General features: G+C 68.8%; 16 protein-coding genes. 11 read left to right on the top strand and 5 right to left on the bottom strand.

The genetic code is table 11. The features are described from left to right. The first annotated feature begins 42 nt into the window (after window positions 1-42). The 6 genes from D0Z60_RS07230 to D0Z60_RS07205 are packed head-to-tail and all read left to right on the top strand — an operon-like array spanning window position 43 to window position 6,647. On the top strand, window positions 43-1,053 hold the full coding sequence (locus D0Z60_RS07230; protein WP_118857620.1) for a 2-oxoacid:ferredoxin oxidoreductase subunit beta: 1,011 nt from the start codon (window positions 43-45) through the stop codon (window positions 1,051-1,053). Continuing rightward, window positions 1,050-1,646 (top strand): periplasmic heavy metal sensor, encoded by a 597-nt coding sequence (locus tag D0Z60_RS07225; RefSeq protein ID WP_118857619.1) that lies wholly within the window; start codon window positions 1,050-1,052, stop codon window positions 1,644-1,646. The genes D0Z60_RS07230 and D0Z60_RS07225 overlap by 4 nt, the downstream gene beginning before the upstream one ends. A 16-nt stretch (window positions 1,647-1,662) precedes the next feature. Continuing rightward, window positions 1,663-2,598: a metal-dependent hydrolase gene (locus D0Z60_RS07220; protein WP_118857618.1), complete on the top strand. Its 936-nt coding sequence runs from the start codon at window positions 1,663-1,665 to the stop codon at window positions 2,596-2,598. A 52-nt stretch (window positions 2,599-2,650) separates the two neighbouring features. Continuing rightward, entirely contained in the window at window positions 2,651-3,982 is a 1,332-nt protein-coding gene (locus D0Z60_RS07215) for a cryptochrome/photolyase family protein (protein ID WP_118857617.1), read from the top strand. A gap of 41 nt (window positions 3,983-4,023) precedes the next feature. Then, window positions 4,024-5,271 (top strand): SAM-dependent methyltransferase, encoded by a 1,248-nt coding sequence (locus tag D0Z60_RS07210; protein ID WP_118857616.1) that lies wholly within the window; start codon window positions 4,024-4,026, stop codon window positions 5,269-5,271. Beyond that, window positions 5,268-6,647 carry an RNB domain-containing ribonuclease gene (locus D0Z60_RS07205; RefSeq protein ID WP_118857615.1) on the top strand — a complete coding sequence of 460 codons (1,380 nt, stop codon included), beginning with the start codon at window positions 5,268-5,270 and terminating at the stop codon, window positions 6,645-6,647. Before D0Z60_RS07210 ends, D0Z60_RS07205 begins: the two co-directional genes overlap by 4 nt. On the opposite strand, the gene D0Z60_RS07200 is transcribed toward D0Z60_RS07205, so the two are convergent. Then, a complete protein-coding gene (locus D0Z60_RS07200) occupies window positions 6,644-7,360 on the bottom strand; it encodes an SDR family NAD(P)-dependent oxidoreductase (RefSeq protein WP_118857614.1) in 717 nt (238 codons plus the stop codon). The genes D0Z60_RS07205 and D0Z60_RS07200 overlap by 4 nt on opposite strands. 12 nt (window positions 7,361-7,372) lie before the next feature. Then, window positions 7,373-8,848 carry an amidophosphoribosyltransferase gene (gene purF, locus D0Z60_RS07195; RefSeq protein ID WP_118857613.1) on the bottom strand — a complete coding sequence of 492 codons (1,476 nt, stop codon included), beginning with the start codon at window positions 8,846-8,848 and terminating at the stop codon, window positions 7,373-7,375. Window positions 8,849-8,963: 115 nt separating this feature from the next. On the opposite strand from purF, the gene D0Z60_RS07190 reads away from it, so the two are divergent. Both D0Z60_RS07190 and D0Z60_RS07185 read left to right on the top strand, forming a co-directional pair. Continuing rightward, window positions 8,964-9,359 (top strand): MerR family transcriptional regulator, encoded by a 396-nt coding sequence (locus D0Z60_RS07190; RefSeq protein ID WP_118857612.1) that lies wholly within the window; start codon window positions 8,964-8,966, stop codon window positions 9,357-9,359. A 2-nt stretch (window positions 9,360-9,361) separates the two neighbouring features. Then, window positions 9,362-11,158 (top strand): acyl-CoA dehydrogenase C-terminal domain-containing protein, encoded by a 1,797-nt coding sequence (locus D0Z60_RS07185; protein WP_118857611.1) that lies wholly within the window; start codon window positions 9,362-9,364, stop codon window positions 11,156-11,158. Window positions 11,159-11,305: 147 nt separating this feature from the next. Here D0Z60_RS07185 and D0Z60_RS07180 read toward each other — a convergent pair whose 3' ends face one another. The 3 genes from D0Z60_RS07180 to D0Z60_RS07170 all read right to left on the bottom strand — a co-directional run bounded on the left by D0Z60_RS07180 (window position 11,306) and on the right by D0Z60_RS07170 (window position 16,306). After that, on the bottom strand, window positions 11,306-13,993 hold the full coding sequence (locus D0Z60_RS07180; protein WP_118857610.1) for an EAL domain-containing protein: 2,688 nt from the start codon (window positions 13,991-13,993) through the stop codon (window positions 11,306-11,308). Window positions 13,994-14,066: 73 nt separating this feature from the next. Next, window positions 14,067-15,347, bottom strand: a complete 1,281-nt coding sequence (locus tag D0Z60_RS07175) for an MFS transporter (protein WP_118857609.1) — start codon at window positions 15,345-15,347, stop codon at window positions 14,067-14,069. A 107-nt stretch (window positions 15,348-15,454) separates the two neighbouring features. Continuing rightward, window positions 15,455-16,306 (bottom strand): hypothetical protein, encoded by an 852-nt coding sequence (locus D0Z60_RS07170; RefSeq protein WP_162888133.1) that lies wholly within the window; start codon window positions 16,304-16,306, stop codon window positions 15,455-15,457. A 168-nt stretch (window positions 16,307-16,474) separates the two neighbouring features. Between D0Z60_RS07170 and radA the strand changes: the two genes are divergently transcribed. The 3 genes from radA to cysS all read left to right on the top strand — a co-directional run bounded on the left by radA (window position 16,475) and on the right by cysS (window position 19,786). Beyond that, complete coding sequence (radA, locus tag D0Z60_RS07165) at window positions 16,475-17,839, top strand: DNA repair protein RadA (protein WP_118857607.1); 1,365 nt, start codon at window positions 16,475-16,477, stop codon at window positions 17,837-17,839. A gap of 127 nt (window positions 17,840-17,966) precedes the next feature. After that, window positions 17,967-18,485: a CvpA family protein gene (locus tag D0Z60_RS07160; protein WP_118857606.1), complete on the top strand. Its 519-nt coding sequence runs from the start codon at window positions 17,967-17,969 to the stop codon at window positions 18,483-18,485. Next, window positions 18,482-19,786, top strand: a complete 1,305-nt coding sequence (gene cysS / locus D0Z60_RS07155; protein ID WP_118857605.1) for a cysteine--tRNA ligase — start codon at window positions 18,482-18,484, stop codon at window positions 19,784-19,786. The genes D0Z60_RS07160 and cysS overlap by 4 nt, the downstream gene beginning before the upstream one ends. The last annotated feature ends 313 nt before the right edge of the window (window positions 19,787-20,099 follow it).

Here is a 20,099-nt window from a genome sequence, read left to right as displayed (position 1 = left end):
GATCACCGTCTTCCTCGTCCTCTGGTTCGGCGGATTCCTCAGATGACCGAAATGACCAAACTCACCGCCAAGGACTGGGCCAGCGACCAGGAGGTCCGCTGGTGCCCGGGCTGCGGCGACTACGCCGTCCTCAAGGCGGTCCAGCGCACCATGCCCGACCTCGGCGTCGCCCGCGAAAAGACCGTCTTCGTCTCGGGCATCGGCTGCTCGAGTCGCTTTCCCTATTACATGGCCAGCTACGGCTTCCACACCATCCACGGCCGAGCGCCGGCGGTTGCCACTGGCGTCAAGCTCGCCAATCCCGAGCTCGACGTGTGGATCATCACCGGAGACGGTGATGCGCTCAGCATCGGCGGCAACCACACCATGCACCTGCTGCGCCGCAACCTCGATTGCCAGCTGCTGCTGTTCAACAACGAGATCTACGGCCTGACCAAGGGGCAATATTCGCCGACCAGCCGGATCGGAACGCGCAGCCCCTCGACCCCGTTCGGCTCGGTCGACCGTCCCGCGAACCCTTGCGCTTTCGCGCTCGGCAGCGGCGCGCGCTTCGTCGCCCGCGGCATCGACGTCCACAAGAACCTGGTCGATGTCCTCAAGGCCGCCCACGCCCACAAGGGCGCCAGCTTCGTCGAGATCTTCCAGAATTGCATCGTCTACAACGACGATGTCTTCGCCCCCTTCACCGAACGGTCGGTCGCGTCGGAGAAACAATTGTGGCTGGTGCCGGGCGAGCCGATGCTATTCGCCGGCGGTGCCAAGGGTATCGCCCTCGACCGCGAGGCGCTGGCGCTCAAGGTCGTCGCCGGCGACGATCCCGAGGTGCTGGTCCATGACCCGAAAAACCGCAGCGTCGCGCACATGCTGGTCGAGATGCCGGCCAGCGCCTTCCCGGTCGCGCTCGGCGTGATCTACGAAGACCCGGCGCCGACTTTCGAAGCTGCGGTGATCGAGCAGAACCGGGCAGCAGCCGAGGGCAAATTGCCAGACATCCAGAAGCTCGTCAGCAAGGGCCAGACCTGGCAAGTCGACAAGGAGCCGCGACCCGAATGAGCCTGTACTTCCTGCTTGCCGCTCTCCAGGCGGACGCCCCGCTCGATCCGCCGCCGATCAAGGTCCGTCCGGTCGTCGCCGCGCCCGGCCAGCCCGCACCGACGCCCGCGCCGAACCCGACCACGATCTACCGCCCGGCACCGGTGCAGCCCGCGTCACCCGCGGCCAACCCGACGATCATCTACGCGCCCGCCGCCAAGCAGGCCCCGCCTCCCGAGCCAGCCGCTCCGGAACGGGAACGCGCTCCGATTGGCTTAAGTCCCGAATCGCTTGAGCGGATCGTCGCGGCGCGTAAGGCCAATGCCGATCGCCAGGCCGCGAACCGTCAGGCCCTCGAGCAGAACCAGAGAGCCATCGATCAAGTACTGGTGGCGGAGCCGCTCAATCTCGATGCGCTGAAGGCCGCGTTGGCGGAGCGTGATCGGCTCAATGCCGAATACCGCGCGCAGCTCACCGCCTCCGTGGTGGCGATGCTCAACGCGGTTCCGGTTGGCGAACGGTTGGCAGTCGCCCGCGCGGTGATCAAGGGCGAAGCCCCCAAGCGCACGGAGACCAAGCCCGCACCAACGCCTCCGCCAGCCGCCGGGCGCTAAAAGCCGGCAGCCTCTTATGGACAATTTCACCCACAGCCTGGCCGGCTGGGCGCTCGGCCAGGCGGGGCTGAAGACGACCACCCGCAAGGGCCTCGCGGCGCTAATCCTCGGCGCCAACATGCCCGACATCGACGTGTTCTTCGGCAGTGTCCCGTGGGAGCCGCTGGCGATGCATCGTGGCTTCACCCACGGCGTCCTCGGGATCGTGCTCTCCGCGCCGCTGCTGTTCGGCCTGCTGCTAGGCCTCGACCGCTGGCAGGTCGCCCGCGGCGCTCGATTCAATTCGGGGCTCGAACTGCATCCGCTGCGCCTGCTCGGCCTATGCTATCTTGGTGCGCTCACCCACCCGTTGCTCGACCTCCAGACGACCTATTCGGTCCAGTTGCTCTCGCCATTCTCCGGCGCGTGGTTTCACGCCGACAGCCTGTTCATCATCGACGTCTGGCTGTGGTCGCTACTGTCGCTCGCGATCGCCTGGTCGCGCGGGCGGGAGAAGGTCGGTCGCGAATGGCGCCGCGTCCCGCAACTCGCGGTCGGCGCGGCCCTGGCCTACATCGCCTTCAACCTCGGCCTCACCCAGACCGCACGCGAGCGCGTGCTGTTGGCCGCGCCGGACGCGACCGCGATCTTTGCCTCGCCCGATCCCATCCTCTCCTGGCGCCGCGAAATGGTGTGGCGCCAAGGCGATTGTTATCGCCGCGCCAGGTTTACCATTCGCGCCGGTCTCGGCGAGGTGAGTGCCTGCGCGCCGAGCGGCATGGACCATCCGCTGGTCCATGACGCACGCGACGCCGACTCCGCGCTGCGACACTTCCTCGGCTGGTCGGTGCTGCCGCAAGCCTATGTCGAACGCGGCCGTTGCTCGGCGCGCGTCCTGGTCAGCGACGCGCGTTACGGCGATCGCCGCAACTCGCGGCTGTCGCACGAAACGCGGCTCGCGCTGCCCTGCTAGATACCGGCCAAATCCCGCCCACACCAACGACGGTGTGACGCGTTGAGGAAGTATGACCCGACCCTCGCTTGTATGGCTCCGCCAAGACCTCCGGCTCGACGATCAGCCGGCAATCGCGGCGGCGGCCGACGGTGGCCCGTTTGTCGCGCTCTATGTGCTCGACGACGAAACGCCCGGCGAGTGGGCGATCGGCGGCGCGCAGCGCTGGTGGCTTCATCACAGTCTCGCCGCATTAGGCGGCGATCTCGAGCGCCGTGGCGGTGCCCTGGTCCTGCGCCGTGGCCCCGCCGCCAAAATTGTCGGTCAGGTCGCCGACGAAATGGGTGCTTCGGCCATCCACGCGACACGCCACTACGAGTCGTGGTGGCGCGCGGCCGAGGCAGCGCTCGGCGATCGGCTCGAGCTCCACGAAGGCGATACGCTCGTCCCGCTCGATGAGCTGCGCTCCGGAGCCGGCAAGCCCTATCGGATCTACGGGCCGTTCCACCGCGCACTGTCGGCTCATTCGGTGGCAGAGCCCGTCCCCGCGCCCGCACGTCTCGCAGCGCCTGAGCGCCGCCCTGCCAGCGATCAATTGCAAGACTGGGGCCTTCGTCCGACCTGCCCCGATTGGGCCAAGGGCTTTTCGGTTTGGGGGCCGGGCGAAGCCGGCGCGCTGGCTCACCTCGAGCGCTTCGCCGCCGAAGCCGCCGATTATGCCCGCCGCCGCGACCTGCCGTCCGAGGTCGGCACCTCCAACCTTTCCGCGCATCTGCATTTCGGCGAGATCAGCCCGCGCCGGGTTTGGCACACGCTGACTAGCGAAGACTCGGCGAAGTTCCGAAAGGAGCTGGCGTGGCGTGACTTCGCGCGGAGCGCGATCCTCGCCGATCCCGAGATCGGCAACCGCGACCAGCGCGCCCGGCGGGTCGCGGCTCGCGAAGGGCGCTCCGCCGACTCCGACTTCAGAGCCTGGACCAGGGGACGCACCGGCTATCCGATCGTCGACGCCGGAATGCGCCAATTGTGGTCCACCGGATGGATGCACAATCGCGTCCGGATGATCGCCGCCAGTTTCCTGGTGAAGCATTTGCTGATCGACTGGCGGCGTGGCGCGATTTGGTTCTGGGATACGCTGGTCGACGCCGACTATGGTAACAACAGCCTCAACTGGCAGTGGATCGCCGGGACCGGCATCGACAGCCAGCCGTGGCAGCGGATGATGGCGCCCCTCGTCCAGTCGCGGAAATTCGGCGCCGCCGACTACATCCGCCGCTGGGTGCCGGAACTCACGGAACTCGACGATGAGGCGATTCATGAGCCTAACGGTGTCCGCAACTATCCCGAGCCGCTGATCGGCCATCGTGCGGCGCGCGAACGGGCACTTTCCCGCGCTGGCAGCTAACGGCTCTCGACTTGTCGGACGCCGCGCGGATAGTGGCGCCAATGGCGACCCGAGGTGAGCACCTGCTGAAGGCCGACCGCGGCTTTGCCACCGGCGCCGGCCTGGTCGGGCGCCTCGCCGCCCCAGCCTTCGCACGCGTGCTCGACCAGCTCGACCGGCGCCTCGAAGCGGGCGGAATCCATGCGACCTTGCCCGACGGCAGCCAGCGTCGGCTCGGCTTCCACGCCCCGGGCCCAGAGCCGGTCGTTAAGCTCGCGAGCTGGATGGCGCTGGTCCGCCTTGCAACATCCGGATCGGTCGGCTGGTACAAGGCGTGGGAACGCGGCGAATGGTCGTCGCCCGACCCGGTGCCGCTGTTTGACCTGTTCATGCGCAACGCCGCCAGCCTCGGCGGCACGGCCCGCGCCAAGGGTCCTTTCAGGCTGATCAACTGGGCGGCCCATCAATGGCGCGACAATGCTCCGGGCCGGGCACGCCGCAACATCGCCGCGCACTACGATCTCGGCAACGACTTCTACCGCGCTTGGCTCGACCCGAGCATGACCTACAGCTCGGCAATGTTCGATGGCGACAAGGACCTCGAAGCAGCCCAGCGGCGCAAGGTCGACCGACTGCTTGACCGACTGGACATCCACCCGGGCGCGCGACTGTTGGAAATCGGCTGCGGTTGGGGCGGCCTCGCGATCGCGGCCGCACGCCGGGGCGCGGAGGTCACCGGCCTCACCTTGAGCTCCGAGCAGAAGGATTGGGCCGATCGCGCCGTCGCCGACGCGGGCATGGCCGAACGCGTCAATTTCCGCCTCGAGGACTATCGCGCCGTGCGCGGAGAGTTCGGTGCCATTGCTTCGGTCGAGATGGTCGAGGCGGTCGGCGAGCGCTGGTGGCCGGCCTATCTCGACGCCGTCGCCGCCAATCTGAAGCCCGGCGGCCGCGCCGCGCTCCAATTCATCCTAATCCGCCCCGAACTGTTTGACCGCTACGCGGCCTCGGCCGATTTCATTCAGGCCTACATCTTTCCAGGCGGAATGCTGATTCACGAGCCGCGTTTTCGGGCCCTCGCCGAGGCGCGTGGGCTTGGCTGGACCGACCGCAGCAGCGGCTTCGGTCTTGACTATGCGAAGACCTTGCGCGCTTGGCGTGAGCGCTACGATGCGGCCGTGGCCGAGGGCCGGCTCGACGGCTTCAGCCCGGCTTTCCACCGGCTGTGGCGCTATTATCTGATGTATTGCGAAGGCGGCTTCCGCGGCGGCGGGATCGATGTCGCGCAGGTGACGCTGGTGAAGCGGTGAAGACGATCAAGGATTGGTCGGGCGCGCTGGCCGCCGGCCTCGATGCGATCCGCGGCCAATATAAGCTTCCCGGCGCGTTTCCGGCCGAGGTCGAAGCGGCTGCCGAAGCCGCCGCGCGCCGCCCGCTCGATGCGCACGCTGACCGCACGTCCGTCCCGTTCGTGACGCTCGATCCGGTCAGCTCGACCGATCTCGACCAGGCGTTCGCGATCGAGCGGTCGGGCGGCGATCTGATCCTGCATTACGCCATCGCCGATGTCGGCTGGTTCGTGTCGCCGGACGATCCCATCGATCGCGAGGCTTGGGCGCGCGGTGTCACCATCTATCTCCCCGATGACAAGGTGCGGCTCTATCCCGCGGCGCTGAGCGAGGGCGCGGCTAGCCTGCTGCCCGACGGAGAGCGTCCGGCGGTCATCTTCACCGTGCGTGTGGCGGGCGACGGCCAGGCCAGTCTTCAAGCGGTCGAGCGCGCGCGGATCCGGAGCCGCGCCAAGCTCGGCTACGCGACCGTCACCGCCGCCGACCTGCCCGACGGGTTCGACGAACTTGCACGGCGGGTGGCGGCGGCGGAGCTTCACCGCGGCGCATGGCGGACGGATCCGCCGCAGCAGGAGCTACGCCGCTCGGAGCGCGGCTTCGTGCTCGGCTTCCGGCCGATGTCGCCGGTCGAGCGTTGCAACGCGGCGCTGTCGCTCGCCGCTAACCTCGCCATCGCGCAGTCTCTGCTGGCGCACGGCGCCGGCTTGTTCCGGACGATGGCCGAGCCGGGCAAGAAGGCGATCAAGCGACTGCGCCATTCAGCCACTGCGTTCGGGCTTGAGTGGCCGGCCAACATCGGGCTCGAGCAATTCGAGCGTGGGCTCGACCCGGCCGATCCGAAGCACGCGGCATTCATGCTCGCCATCCGCCGCGCCGGGCAGGACGCGGGCTACGCCCCCTTCCAGCCGGGCGTCGTGCCGTGGCATTCGGCGGTGGCGGCGACCTACGTCCATGCCACTGCGCCGCTGCGCCGGCTGGCCGATCGCTATGTCAATGAAGCCGCGCTTGCGGTGGCCAATGGGCGCTCGGTGCCTGAGCCGATCGAGGCGGCCTTCGCGCCGCTCGCCGAGACGATGGACCGCGCCGATGCGCGGGCGGCGCAGATCGATTCGGCGGTGATCGAACTTGCCGAGGCGGTGGTGCTGTCGGGGCGGGTGGGCGACCGCTTCGAGGGAAGGGTGACCGACATCGATCAGCGCGGCGCTCGGGTGCAATTGTGCAGCGACCCGGTGGTGACCCGCATCCCCGGCGACGGGCTGGCGCTGGGCGAGGCGGTGACGCTAACGCTGACCGAGGCGGATCCGGTGCGGCGCCTGACCCGCTTCGCGCGGGCCTAGCCTTCGACCCTCAGCCGGCTTCCGGTCGCTGCGTCGCCGTCCAGCTGGGCGACGATCGCCGCGGCGACGGCTTCGGGCGGCTTGAGGCTGGCCGGCTCCTCGCCCGGGAAAGCGAGCTGGCGCATGCGGGTGCGGGTCGCGCCGGGGTCGACGATGTGGACCCGGATTTTGCCGGCGTGGGCCGTTTCGTCGGCGTAGCTAAGCAGCATGTTTTCGAGTGCCGCCTTCGACGCGCCGTAGCCGCCCCAGAAGGCGCGGGGCTCGGCGCCGACCGACGAGGTGATGCCGACGATATCGGCCCGTGTCGCGCGGCGGAGCATCGGGTCGAAGGCGGCGATCAGCGCCTGGTTGGCGAACAGGTTGAGGCGAAAGACCTTCTCGAGTTCCTTGGGGTCGAGATGTTCGACCGGCGACAGGCTGCCGAGCATCGCGGCGTTGAGCACGAGCAGGTCGAGGCTGCCCCACCGCCCGCCGATCGCTTCGGCGAGCTTGGTGATGTGGTCGCGCTCGGCGAGGTCGAGCGGGGCGATGGTGGCGTTGCCGCCGGCGGCGTGGATGCGGTCCTCGACCTCCTCGAGCGCAGCGGCGGTGCGGGCGACGAGGACGACGTGCGCGCCGGCCGCGGCGAGGGCTTCGGCGGTGGCGGCGCCGATGCCGCGGCTGGCGCCGGTGACGAGCGCTAGTCTGCCTTGAAATGGCGGCGGAGTGGACATTGCAGTGGTTTCCTAGATCGCGGTGGCGCGGCTGTTGGATTTGGCCTCGGCGATGGCTTCCTGCTGGAGATCGCTGGCGCTTTGCGGGTGGTCGGTGAGGGGGGTCGGGTAGAGGCCGGTGAAGCAGGCGTCGCACCGTTGCGGAGCCGAAACGTCCCGCTCGTCGCCGAGCGCTTGATAGAGGCCGCCGATGGTGATGAACGCAAGGCTGTCGCAGCCGATGAAGTCGCGCATCGCCGCGACGTCGCGGTTGGCGGCGAGCAGCTTGGACCGCTCGGGCGTATCGACCCCGTAGAAGCACGAGTGGGCAGTCGGCGGCGAAGCGATGCGCAGATGGACCTCGGACGCGCCGGCATCACGCATCATCTGCACAATCTTCATACTGGTCGTGCCGCGCACGATCGAATCGTCGATCAGCACGATGCGCTTGCCGCGGATCAGCGCGCTGTTGGCGTTGTGCTTGAGCTTGACGCCCAGCCGGCGGATCTCCTGGCTCGGCTGGATGAAGGTGCGGCCGACATAGTGCGAGCGGATGATTCCGAGCTCGAACGGAATGCCGCTCTCCTGGCTGTAGCCGATCGCCGCGGGCACCCCGCTGTCGGGCACCGGAACGACGAAATCGGCCTCGACCGGCGCCTCGCGTGCGAGCACCGCGCCGATGTTCTTGCGCACCTGGTAGACCGAGGTGCCGTCAACGATCGAATCGGGCCGCGCAAAATAGACATGTTCGAAGATGCACGGCCGCGGCCGCTGGGCGGCGAACGGGCGCAGCGAGCGCACGCCGGTTTCGCCGACCAGCACCATCTCGCCCGGATCGATCTCGCGCACGAAAGTCGCGCCGATGACGTCGAGCGCGACGCTTTCCGAGGCGAAGATGGTCGCGCCGTTCAATTCGCCCATTACCAGCGGGCGGATGCCGAGCGGATCGCGGCAGGCGACCAGGCCGTCGGGGGTCAGGATGAGCAGCGAATAGGCGCCCTCGACCTGCTTCAGCGCGTCCACCAGCCGGTCGATCGGCGCGTCGTAGGACGAGGTCGCAACGAGGTGGATGATGACCTCGGTATCGCTGGTTGATTGAAAGATCGAGCCGCGCTGGACCAGCCGCTTGCGCAGCGCCAGCGCGTTGGAGAGGTTGCCGTTGTGGGCGACCGCGAAGCCGCCGCTGGCAAGATCGGCGAACAGCGGCTGGACGTTCCTGAGCGCGGTCTCGCCGGTGGTCGAATAGCGGTTGTGGCCGATGGCGTGCGCGCCGGCGAGCTTGGCGACGATCTCGGCGCGGTCGAAATTGCCAGCGACATGGCCCATCGCGCGGTGGGCGTGGAAGTGGTCGCCGTCATAGCTGACGATGCCCGCCGCCTCCTGCCCGCGATGCTGGAGCGCGTGCAGCCCGAGCGCGACGAAGCCCGACGCATTGTCCGCACCGTAAATGCCGAACACGCCGCACTCTTCGTGCAACGAGTCGCCGTCGAACGGATTGGTCGTCAGCATGGGTCGGGTCTCGGCCGGCGGGAGCGTCATATAGTCCGGCCGCGCCGCGAATCCACCAGCGAATCCGGCCTTTGGTCAGGTTGACCCTAACGGAAGCGTAAGGTAGCGGCGGGGGATGCTGACTGCTCGGCGCTATTCGATCGGGGAGATGTGCGAGGCGTTCGGGGTGACGGCCCGGGCGCTGCGCTTCTACGAGGACGAGGAGCTGATCGCGCCGGAGCGGCGCGGGACGGCGCGCCTCTACACCGAGCGCGACCGGGCTCGGCTGGCGTGGATCCTGCGCGGCAAGCGAGTCGGCCTGAGCCTGGCCGACATCAAGGAATTGCTCGACCTTTATGACATCGGCGACGGGCGCGAGACCCAGCGGGTCAAGACCATCGAACGCTGCCAGGAGCAGGTCGACCGGCTGGCGCGCCAGCGAGTCGACATCGACGCCACGATCGCCGAACTTAGCGACTTCATCCGCCTGCTGAAGGGCGAGATTTCTTCGACCGACAATACGGAGAGCTGACCATGCCGGCCTATTCCGCGCCCGTGCGCGATACCCAATATGTCCTCGAGCACATCGTCGAGCTCGGCCGCTACGACAACCTCCCCGGCTTCGCCAACGCCTCGAGCGACCTGGTCGAGGCGATATTGACCGAGGGCGGGCGGTTTTGCGGCGAGGTGCTGGCGCCGTTGAACCGGGTCGGCGACACCGAAGGCTGCACGCGCCACGAGGACGGGTCGGTGACCACCCCGCCGGGATTCAAGGCGGCGTGGGACCAGTTCGTCGCCGGCGGCTGGACGACGCTCCACGCGCCCGAGGAATTTGGCGGGCAGGGGCTGCCGTCGGTGCTCGGCACGGCGGTCGCCGAATATTTCGGATCGGCCAACCACAGCTTCGAAATGTACAACGGCCTGACCCAGGGCGCGATCGCGGCGCTGCTGGTCAAGGGATCGGACGAGCTCAAGGCGACCTATCTGCCGAAGATGGTGGCGGGCACGTGGACCGGCACGATGAACCTCACCGAGCCGCATTGCGGGACCGACCTCGGGCTGCTCAAATCGAAGGCCAAGCCGAACGGCGACGGCAGCTATGCGATTACGGGCACCAAGATCTTCATCTCCTCGGGCGAGCACGACCTTGCCGAGAACATCATCCACATGGTGCTGGCCAAGATCGAGGGCGCGCCGGACAATGTGAAGGGCATTTCGCTGTTCCTGGTGCCCAAATATCTGGTGGGCGAAGACGGCTCGCCGGGGGAGCGCAACGCGGTCCAGTGCGGGTCGATCGAGCACAAGATGGGGATCCACGGCAATTCGACCTGCGTGATGAATTACGACGGGGCGACGGGCTGGCTGGTCGGCGAGGCCGAAAAGGGCCTGGCGGCGATGTTCATCATGATGAACGCGGCGCGGCTGGGGGTCGGGCTGCAGGGCCTGGCGCAGGGCGAGGTCGCCTATCAGAACGCGGTCCAGTACGCCAAGGACCGGCGCCAGGGGCGGGCGCTGAAGCCCGAGGACCGCGACTCGTCGGCGAGCGCCGACAATCTGTTCGTCCATCCCGACGTGCGGCGCATGTTTATGCGGGCGCGGGCGTTCAACGAGGGCGCGCGGGCGCTGATCCTGTGGGGATCGCTGCAGGTCGATCTGACGCGGAAAGCGCAGACCGAGGAGGAGCGGCTGGCGGCCGACGATCTGGTGTCGCTGCTGACCCCGGTGATCAAGGGCTATCTCACCGACCGCGGGTTCGAGACCACGGTAGACATGCAGCAGGTGTTCGGCGGCCACGGCTATATCGCCGAATGGGGCATGGAGCAGTTCGTGCGCGACGTGCGGATCGCCCAGATCTACGAGGGCACCAACGGCGTCCAGGCGATGGACCTGGTCGGCCGCAAGCTGGCCAAGGACGGCGGGCGCGGGGTGCGGGCGTTCTTCGAGGTGCTGGCGCGCGACATCGCCGACGCCAAGGCGGCGGGCGACCCGGCGGGGCTGGCCGAGCCGCTGGAGAAGGCGGTCGGCCATCTGCAGGGCGCAACGATGTGGCTGGCGCAGAACGGCATGGCCGATCCCAACAACGCCGGGGCGGGCGCCTATGCCTATATGGAGCTGATGGGGCTGGTCAGCCTGGGCTGGATGTGGCTGCGCATGGCGGCGGCGTCGGCGCGGCTCAAGGATGCCGACGGCGAGGACCGCGCGTTCCACGAGGCCAAGCTGGCGACCGCGCGCTTTTATGCGGTGTACGAGCTGGCCGCGGCCGGGGCGCTTCGGCGCAAGGTCGAGGCCGGGGCGGACGCGGTGATGGCGATGCCGGTCGAGGCGTTTTAGGGCTTACCCCTCCACCGCTAGGGGAGGCGCGGGAGTCAATCCCGCGCCGTCGGTCCTGTCGGTCTTCGACCGAAGGCCGTCCGGGCTTCGCCGTCTCTTCGCGCTGTTCGGGCGACGCTGCGCGCCGGCCTCACTGCGCTCGGCGGCTTAGACTGCCGCCTTCTGCTCACCCGGCACGTACCAGGGGCGGAGCATGGTGACGTCGTTGAGCTTGTCGCGGCGGGGGGACAGGCGGCGAAGCTCGAATTCCTCGTCGAACTTGAGGCCGAAGCGGGTCGCGTGGGCCCAGCGCACGGTGCCGGTGACCGGGCCGACGCCGACGATGTCGAGCGTCAGATGGACGCCGGGCGCGACCGGCGCGGGGCATTCGACCAGCGCTCCGTGCGACGAGATGTTGCGCAGCCGCACCTCGGTCGGGGTGCCGTCGATGGCGGCGACGGCGCGGCGCATCAGGCTCTGGCGCGGCTCGCGCACGCAGGAGAAGCCGTCGGCCTCGACGCTTGCCTGGCTGGCCAGCTCGCGCGCCTTGTCGGACGCTCCGGGGCGGCCGAAGATGAAGCCCTGGATCTGGCTGACGCCGAGCTCGCGGATCAGCTGGAGGTCGTCGTGGGTCTCGACGCCCTCGGCGGTAGTGTCCATGCCGAGGCTCTCGGCGAGGCTGACGATGGCGCGGATGATGGCGGCGTTGCGCGACGAGGTGGAGGCGGCGCCGCGCACGAAGCTCTGGTCGATCTTGATCTTGTCGAACGGCGCCTTCTTCAAATAGCCGAGCGAGGAATAGCCGGTCCCGAAATCGTCGAGCGCGAGGCGCACGCCGAGAGATTTCAGATTGGCGAAGGTTTCGTCGGTGGCGTCGGAATCGGCGAGGAACACGCCCTCGGTGATCTCGAGCTCGAGCCGCTCGGAGCGCAGGCGGTGGGTCTCGAGCGCGGCGGCGACGGTGGCGACGATCGCCGGATTGTTGAACTGGATCGGCGAAAGGTTGACCGCGACCCGGACGGTGTCGGGCCAATGGGTCGCCTCCTCGACCGCGGTTTCGAGCACGAAGGTGCCGATCTTCTCGATCATCCCGCATTCCTCGGCGAGCGGAATGAACTTGGCCGGGGAGATGGGGCCGCGCACCGGATGGTCCCAGCGGACCAGCGCCTCGAACCCGCACACGTCCTCGCCGGCGGAGCGGACGATCGGCTGGTAGACGACCGATAGCTCGCCGCGGTCGAGCGCGGAGCGAAGGTCGTTCTCGAGCGCCTGGCGGTCGGTCGCCTCGGAGTGCATCGACTGTTCGTAGAAGCAGTGCTTGCCGCGCCCGGCGGCCTTGGCAGCGTAGAGCGCGAGGTCGGCGTTGCGGATGAGGGCATCGGCGCAGCCGCGCCCGGGATCGCCGATCGCGACTCCGACCGAGGCGCCGATCGAGACCTTGTGGCCCTCGATCATGTAGGGCCGCGAGACCTGCTCGATGAGGGTCTTGGCGAGCGCTTCTAAGAGGCCGGTCTCGACCGTTCCGGGGAGGACGGCCTTGAACTCGTCGCCGCCCAATCGCCCGACCTGGCCGTGATTGCCCATCACCAGCTTGAGGCGGTCAGCGACCTGGCGCAGCAGCGCGTCGCCGATCGGGTGGCCGAGCGTGTCGTTGACGTTCTTGAAGCGGTCGAGATCGATCAGGAACAGAGCGCAGCCCTTCTGGCGGCGGGCGGCATTGCGCAGCGCTTCCTCGAGGGTCTGGCGCATCATCGCGCGGTTGGGCAGGCCGGTCAAAGAGTCGAAGCGGGCGAGGCGGCTGATCTCCTGCTCAGAGCGGCGCTGCTCGGTGAGGTCGGTGCCGATCCCCCGGAAGCCCATGAAGCGGCCGTTGGCGTCGAAGATCGGATTGCCGGACAAGGACCAGTGGATGTCCTCGTTGGTCGCGGCGCGCACCACGACGTCGCTGAACGGGAAGCGGGCGGAAAGGTGGAAGCCGAGCGTGCGGTCCTCGCGCAGGCCGGCCTCGGCGCCGCTGTCGACTGACAAGAGGTCGTTGAACTGGCGGCCGAACAACGCCTCGGGCTGGCATTCGAAATCGTCCGCGAGCTGCTGCGAGACGTAGGACAATGTGCCCTGGCTGTTGGTCTCCCAGAACCAGCCGCGGCCGCTGGTCTCGAACTCGTTGACGAACTGAAGCGCCTTGTGGGCTTCCTGATCGAGCGAGCGGCGTTCGCGCGCGACGTCGATGGTGGTCCGCGCGCTGAGCACCGAATAAGCGACGAAGACGAGGCTGAGCATGGCGCTGCCGATGGTCAGCGTCGGCGAATCCTGGAACCACGAGGCGCAGATCGTTCCGGCCAGAGCGCAGGTGACGGCAAGCGGCGGCGAGCCGATCACGGCGACGACGCAGGCGACGATGCCGCCGCCGATCAGCACCGCCAGCGCGATGTCCTGGATGGCGGTGGCGCCGTTGGCGGCGACCGAGCCGAACAGGCACCAGGCAGTGGTAGTGACCGCGACCATCGCGCACATGAACCAGGTGAGGGTGCGGGCGCTGACCCGGATCCGGTCGAGGCGGCGGTTGAGCAACGCCCAGCCGATATCGAGCGCGAGCACGCCGCCGGCGAACGCGGCGAGCTGGCCGATGTCGGCCGCGGGCCCGCGCATCGCGCAGTGAAGCAGGATCAGCGCCGCCGAGACGGCGTGGGCGAGGGCGATGAGGATCGGGATGTGGTCGAGGTGGGCGAGCCTTTGCTCGGCGATCGGCTGGTCCTCGCCGGCGTGATTGCGAACATCGAACGACAGCGCCTCGAGCCAGCGGGCGCCGCTCGAGAGCTGGGGATTATCACTGGTCGCGAATCGACTTCGACGCATGTCCGTACCTCGGTCCAAGGCGGAACCATGCACGCGCGGGAGTTAACGACGCCGCAAAGGAAATTGGTTGCCGTTAATTTAGGAACGATTTTTCAAGAGGATCGGGCGGCGCCGGCGGATCGAAGGTGCGGGCTCGGCGAAGCTCGGGGAACAGCAGGCTCCATAGGCCCGCGACCCCGATCGCCGCGGCGCCGCCGGCGACCACCGCGCCGACCGGTCCGAGCAAGGCGGCGGCAAGGCCCGACTGCAGCTCGCCAAGCTCGTTGGAGGCCGAGATGGCGAGCCCCGACACCGCCGACACCCGGCCGCGCATGGCGTCGGGCGTGTGCAACTGGACGAGGCTTGAGCGGACGTAGACCGAGAGCATGTCGAGCATTCCAAGCAGCGCCAGCGCGGCCAGGCTGAGCAGCATCGATTGCGACAGTCCGAACACCATCGTCATCGCCCCGAAGCCGGCGACGGCGAGCAGCATCTTGACCCCGACATTGGTCTTGAGCGGATACCAGGCGTAGTAAAGCGCGAGCAAAGCAGCACCGGCGGCGGGCGCTCCGCGCAGCAGGCCGAGGCCTTCGGTGCCGACCTTGAGAATATCGCGCGCGAACACCGGCAGCATCGCCGTTGCCCCGCCGAGCAGCACCGCGAACAGATCGAGCGTGATCGCGCCGAGCAAGAAGCGGTGGCGGCGGACATAGCCGAGGCCCTCGATCATCTGCTTGAGCGGATGGGCGGTGCCGGCGATGGCGGGCGGATGGACCGGCTGGACCGGGGTCAAGGCGAGGATCGCGAAGCCCATCAGCCCGGCCGCGGTCCAATAAGGCAAGGCCGGATCGGCGGCGTAGAGGAAGCCGCCGAGCGCCGGCCCGCCGACCGACGCCGCCTGCCACGCGATCGAGCTCAGCGCGATCGCTTCGGGCAGGATCTTGGCGGGCACGATATTGGGCGCGATCGCCGCCATCGCCGGGCCGACGAACACCCGCGCCACGCCGTGCAGCGCGGCGAGCGCGAACAGCAAGGGTAGGGTCAGCGCGTCCTGGTGGGTGAACCAGCCGAGCGCAAGCGCGACCAGCATGTCGAGCGCGTTGGCGATGCGCGCCACGGTGCGCCGCTCGAAGCGGTCGGCGACCCAGCCGGCGACGGGGGTGAGCAGCGCCAGCGGGACGAATTGGGCAAGGCCGAGCAGGCCGAGCTGGAGCGCGGCCTCGCGGATCGACATGCCGTAATCGGCGCGCGCGACGTCATAGACCTGGTAGCCGATGATGACGACCATCCCCATCGTCGCCATCACCGCAGCGAAGCGCGCCAGCCAGTAGAGTCGGAAATCGCGGATTTTGAGCGGTGCGGGAAGGGCCGGCATCGCGCCGCGCTAGCCGGGGGCGGTGGGCGCGGCAAGCGCGGGCGCCCGGATGCGACAAGGGCGCCGCGGGGGTACCGCGACGCCCTGTCGTCGAGCCGGACCGCCGGTTAGCGGCGGATTCGGACTCGGGTCTCGAGATCGACCAGCCGGCGCTCGAGATAGGCGCGCTCGTCGGTGGTCGGGGTGAGGCGGGCATAGGCCGCCTCGAGCCGCATCAGGTCGCCATGCTCGACCCGCAGGCGGGCCTGGGCGGGCAGGCCGAGACCCGAGGTCGGAAGCGCGCGAAGGATGGCGTCGAGCCGGGCGCGCGGGGTCAGCACCACCGCGGCGCCGTCGAGGCGGGCGTCGAGCGCATCGAGGCGCTCGTCGAGCTCGTCGCGTTCGGCGGCGGTGAGCCGACCGTCGCGCAGATGATTGGCCTCGACCGCCGCAAGCGCGGCATAATCGGCCTTGAGGCGGCTGGCGGCGACCCGGGTCAGGCGGCGGGCGACAACCGCGGCGTCGACCTGGCGCTCGAACTCGGCGCGGCCCTCGGCGACCGGGGCACGCTCGGCGGTGGCATTGTCGCCATAGCCGCGATCGGCCAGCACCTGAGTCAGCGTGCCGTAGCGGTCGATCAGTTCGGTCCGCTCGGCGGTGGTGAACACGCCGTCGGCGCGATAGCGCGATTCGAGCGCGACGACCGCCGCATAATCGGTCTTCAGGCGGGCAGCGGTGGCGGCGCTGAGCGCTCCGGCGCGGACGTCGGCATCGACCCGGGCGTCGAACGACGCGCGCTGATTGGCGAGCGGCGCGCGGCCGAGGCGCCACTGGGTCTCAAGCGCACTGTCGGCGGTGGCGCCGGTGCCGAACAAGGCGCCGAAGATCCGGTCGAGGCGGTCCTGCGGGGTGTTCTGGGCCGCGGCGGGGGCAGCGGCGAGAACGGTCGCGAGAGCGGTCAAGGGCATGAGGATACGCATTGGAAAACATCACCTATGTTGTTGGGGAATCGAGGGAATAACGAGGGGGCGGGGGATTTGGTTGCGTCGCGGGGGGTGGTGCGGGGGTGGTGAGAGGCGGAGATATGGGGTTTCTGTTCCGGTTATGTTCTGATATGGGCGGGGAATGACAGGTTCGGGCGAAAGCTGATGGCCAGGGCAAAAGCCCGGTTTGTGTGCCAGGCGTGCGGGTCGGCGACGTCGCGCTGGCAGGGGCAGTGCACGGAGTGCGGCGACTGGAACAGCCTGGTGCAGGAGTCGGCGTCGGTTTCGAGCATCTTCGCCGCCAGGCATGATCTGTCGGCCGGCGGGCGGGCGGTTTCGCTCGGCACGCTCGATCATGACGGGCCGCTGCCCGAGCGGCTAGCGACCGGGATCGCCGAGTTCGACCGCGCGGTCGGCGGCGGGCTGGTCGCCGGATCGGCGGTGCTGATCGGCGGCGACCCGGGGATCGGCAAGTCGACCCTGCTGCTCCAGGCGGCGGCGCTGATGGCCCGCGCCGAGCGGCGGGTGGTCTATATCTCGGGCGAGGAAGCGGCCGACCAGGTGCGGCTTCGCGCGCGGCGGCTGGGGGTCGGCGATGCGCCGGTCGAGATCGGCGCGGCGACCAGCGTGCGCGATATCCTGACGACGCTGGGCGAGGGTGAGGCGCCGGCACTGCTGGTGATCGACAGCATCCAGACCATGCACAGCGATTTGATCGAGGGTGCGCCGGGGACGGTCAGCCAGGTGCGCTCATCGGCGCAGGAACTGATCCGCTTCGCCAAGCAGGCGGGGACCGCGGTGGTGCTGGTCGGCCATGTCACCAAGGACGGCAATATCGCCGGGCCGCGGGTGCTCGAGCATATGGTCGATACGGTGCTGAGCTTCGAGGGCGAGCGAAGCCACCAGTATCGCATCCTGCGCGCGATCAAGAACCGCTTCGGTGGGACCGACGAGATCGGCGTGTTCGCGATGGAAGGCAGCGGGCTCAGCGAGGTTGCCAACCCGTCGAGCCTGTTCCTCACCAGCCGCGACGACGCGGTGAGCGGGACGGCGATCTTCCCGGCGCTGGAGGGGACAAGGCCGGTGCTGGTCGAGATTCAGGCGCTGACTCTGCGACTGGCGAGCGGGGCGACCCCGCGGCGCTCGGCGGTCGGCTGGGACGGCGGGCGGCTGGCGATGATCCTGGCGGTGCTCGAGGCGCGCTGCGGGCTGAGCTTCGCCAATGTCGAGGTCTATCTCAATGTCGCAGGGGGCTACCGGCTGAGCGACCCGGCGGCGGACCTGGCGGTGGCGGCGGCGCTGGTCTCGGCGTTAAGCGAGCGGGCGGTGCCGTCCGGCGCGGTGGTGATGGGCGAGATCGCGCTGTCGGGCGAGGTCCGGCCGGTGGCGCATGCGGGCCTGAGGCTCAAGGAAGCGGCCAAGCTGGGGTTCGAGCGGGCGTGGGCTCCGGCGGGGGTCAAGGGCGACGGGATCGCGGTGGCGGGGTTTGGGAGCTTGCGGGCGCTGGTTGATCATTTGCTCGGGCGGTGAAGCAGCCGTCATTGCGAGCGTAGCGAAGCAATCCAGCCTTGCGCCGCTGGATTGCCGCGCCCCTGCGGGGCTCGCAATGACGAAAGAGGGTGGCGCTGCATTTCGCTCAACGCTAGCGCTCGATAGCATGACCGGGCTCGACATTTTCGTGGTGCTGCTGCTGGGCGGCGGGGCGATGATCGGCTTCGTCCGCGGCTTCGCGCACGAGGTGCTGTCGCTGCTCGCATGGGTGGTGGCGGTGATCGCGCTCAAGATGTTCCACGCGCCGGTGACCGAGAGCCTGGTGGGGCCGGTCGGCAGTACGGCGGGCGCCGCGGCGGTGGCGTTCGGGCTCATTTTCCTGCCGGCCTATGTGATCTTCAAAATCTTCGCCAAGGCGGTCGGCGGGCGGGCTCGGCGCTCGGTGCTGGGGCCGGTCGACCGCATCCTTGGCGGCGGGTTCGGGATGCTCAAGGGGCTGATCGGGGCGACTTTGTTCTTCCTGCTCGCGCACCTCGCGATCGACATCGTCCACGGCTCGACCGCCGAGCGGCCCGACTGGATGGTCAGCTCGCGCACCTATCCCTTGCTCAACGCGAGCAGCGCGGCGGTGGTCGGCTGGGTCGAGGAGCGGCGCCATCCGCCGGCGCGGATCGAGGGCGAATGATCCGGCTCCACGACACGCTGGCGCGGGCCAAAAAGGAGTTTGTGCCCGCCGACCCGAAGCGGATCACGATCTACGTGTGCGGGCCGACGGTCTATGGCCGCGCGCACATTGGCAATGCGCGGCCGGCGGTGGTGTTCGACGTGCTTCGCCGCCTGTTCGAGCATGAGTATCCCGACGCCGAGGTGGTGCTGGCGCGCAACGTCACCGACGTCGACGACAAGATCATCGCCGCGGCGGCCGAGGAGGGCGTTGAGCCGGGGGTGATCACAGCGCGGTTCGAGGCGCATTATCTCGACGACATGCGCGCGCTGGGCGTGCGCGACCCGACGATCGCGCCGCACGCGACGCAGGAGATCGCCGCGATGGTGGCGATGATCGGCGAATTGATTGCCAAGGGACACGCCTACGAGGCCGAGGGCCATGTGCTGTTTTCGGTCCCGAGCGACCCGGACTACGGCAGCCTGTCGCGGCGCGACCGCGAGGCGATGGTCGCCGGGGCGCGGGTCGAGGTCGCGCCGTACAAGCGCGACCCGGCCGACTTCGTGCTGTGGAAGCCGAGCGCGGCGAACGTGGTCGGCTGGGACAGCCCATGGGGACGCGGGCGGCCGGGCTGGCACATCGAATGCTCGGCCATGATCCGAGCGCATTTGGGCACGACGATCGACATTCATGGCGGCGGGCTCGACCTCATCTTCCCGCACCACGAGAACGAGATTGCGCAAAGCCGCTGCGCCCACGCTGCGCCGCTCGCGCGATACTGGGTGCACAACGGCTTCGTCGACATGGGCGCCGACAAGATGTCGAAGTCGCTCGGGAATATTGTGACTCCGGGCGAGTTGCTGGCGGCGGGGCACAAGGGCGAGGTGCTTCGGCTGGCGCTTTTGAGCGCGCACTATCGCCAGCCGTTGCCGTGGACCGAGGCGCTGGTCATGCAGTCGCGGGCGGTACTCGACGGGCTCTATCGCAAGGCGGGCGACGCCGAGCCGGGCGCGGTCGACGCGGCGTTCGTGGCGGCGTTGGGGGATGACCTCAACACGCCGCTCGCACTCTCGCGTCTGGGGCAGATCGACGATCCGGCAGTGCTGCGCGCATCGGCGCAATTGCTGGGCCTGCTTGGCGAAAGTGCGGACGACTGGTTCCGCGGCGGGGCGAGCGACGATGTCGAGGCGCGGATTGCGGAGCGCGATTCGGCCAAGGCGGCGCGGGACTTTGCGACTGCGGACCGCATTCGCGACGAGCTCAAGGCCGAGGGGATCCTGCTCGAGGACGGGCCGGGCGGGACGACGTGGCGGCGGGCGTGATTCGCCGTTTTCTTGTCATGCCAGCGCAGGCTGGCATCCATGCCATGAGTTTTGCGCGCAACGGACAGGCATGGGCCCCAACCTCCGCCGGCATTCCAACGGCACTGTCGTGCCGTCGGAGCCTTGAAGCCGGCTCCGCCTTCGCTGGGGCGACGAGGTGCTGATGGAGGCACCTTATACTCGGGACATTCTGCGGCTCGCGGCCGCGATACCGGGCCAAGTCAGTTTCGATCAGCTTGCCGACGCGCGCGAGCTTCGGTCGCGGGCTTGCGGGAGCCGGGTTCGGGTTGCGGTCGCGCTCGATGAGGCGGGG

The sequence above is a fragment of the Sphingomonas mesophila genome (assembly GCF_003499275.1).
Taxonomy (GTDB): Bacteria; Pseudomonadota; Alphaproteobacteria; order Sphingomonadales; family Sphingomonadaceae; genus Sphingomicrobium; species Sphingomicrobium mesophilum.
This window is presented reverse-complemented; position numbering and strand designations above follow the sequence as displayed.

What these genes read in the sequence shown, in the direction of transcription:
- D0Z60_RS07230 (WP_118857620.1), top strand. Translation starts at nt 43, where the DNA reads ATGACCGAAATGACCAAACTCACCGCCAAGGACTGGGCCAGCGACCAG.
- D0Z60_RS07225 (WP_118857619.1), top strand. Translation starts at nt 1,050, where the DNA reads ATGAGCCTGTACTTCCTGCTTGCCGCTCTCCAGGCGGACGCCCCGCTC.
- D0Z60_RS07220 (WP_118857618.1), top strand. Translation starts at nt 1,663, where the DNA reads ATGGACAATTTCACCCACAGCCTGGCCGGCTGGGCGCTCGGCCAGGCG.
- D0Z60_RS07215 (WP_118857617.1), top strand. Translation starts at nt 2,651, where the DNA reads ATGACCCGACCCTCGCTTGTATGGCTCCGCCAAGACCTCCGGCTCGAC.
- D0Z60_RS07210 (WP_118857616.1), top strand. Translation starts at nt 4,024, where the DNA reads ATGGCGACCCGAGGTGAGCACCTGCTGAAGGCCGACCGCGGCTTTGCC.
- D0Z60_RS07200 (WP_118857614.1), bottom strand. Translation starts at nt 7,360, where the DNA reads ATGTCCACTCCGCCGCCATTTCAAGGCAGACTAGCGCTCGTCACCGGC.
- purF (WP_118857613.1), bottom strand. Translation starts at nt 8,848, where the DNA reads ATGCTGACGACCAATCCGTTCGACGGCGACTCGTTGCACGAAGAGTGC.
- D0Z60_RS07190 (WP_118857612.1), top strand. Translation starts at nt 8,964, where the DNA reads ATGCTGACTGCTCGGCGCTATTCGATCGGGGAGATGTGCGAGGCGTTC.
- D0Z60_RS07185 (WP_118857611.1), top strand. Translation starts at nt 9,362, where the DNA reads ATGCCGGCCTATTCCGCGCCCGTGCGCGATACCCAATATGTCCTCGAG.
- D0Z60_RS07180 (WP_118857610.1), bottom strand. Translation starts at nt 13,993, where the DNA reads ATGCGTCGAAGTCGATTCGCGACCAGTGATAATCCCCAGCTCTCGAGC.
- D0Z60_RS07175 (WP_118857609.1), bottom strand. Translation starts at nt 15,347, where the DNA reads ATGCCGGCCCTTCCCGCACCGCTCAAAATCCGCGATTTCCGACTCTAC.
- D0Z60_RS07170 (WP_162888133.1), bottom strand. Translation starts at nt 16,306, where the DNA reads ATGCGTATCCTCATGCCCTTGACCGCTCTCGCGACCGTTCTCGCCGCT.
- radA (WP_118857607.1), top strand. Translation starts at nt 16,475, where the DNA reads ATGGCCAGGGCAAAAGCCCGGTTTGTGTGCCAGGCGTGCGGGTCGGCG.
- D0Z60_RS07160 (WP_118857606.1), top strand. Translation starts at nt 17,967, where the DNA reads ATGACCGGGCTCGACATTTTCGTGGTGCTGCTGCTGGGCGGCGGGGCG.
- cysS (WP_118857605.1), top strand. Translation starts at nt 18,482, where the DNA reads ATGATCCGGCTCCACGACACGCTGGCGCGGGCCAAAAAGGAGTTTGTG.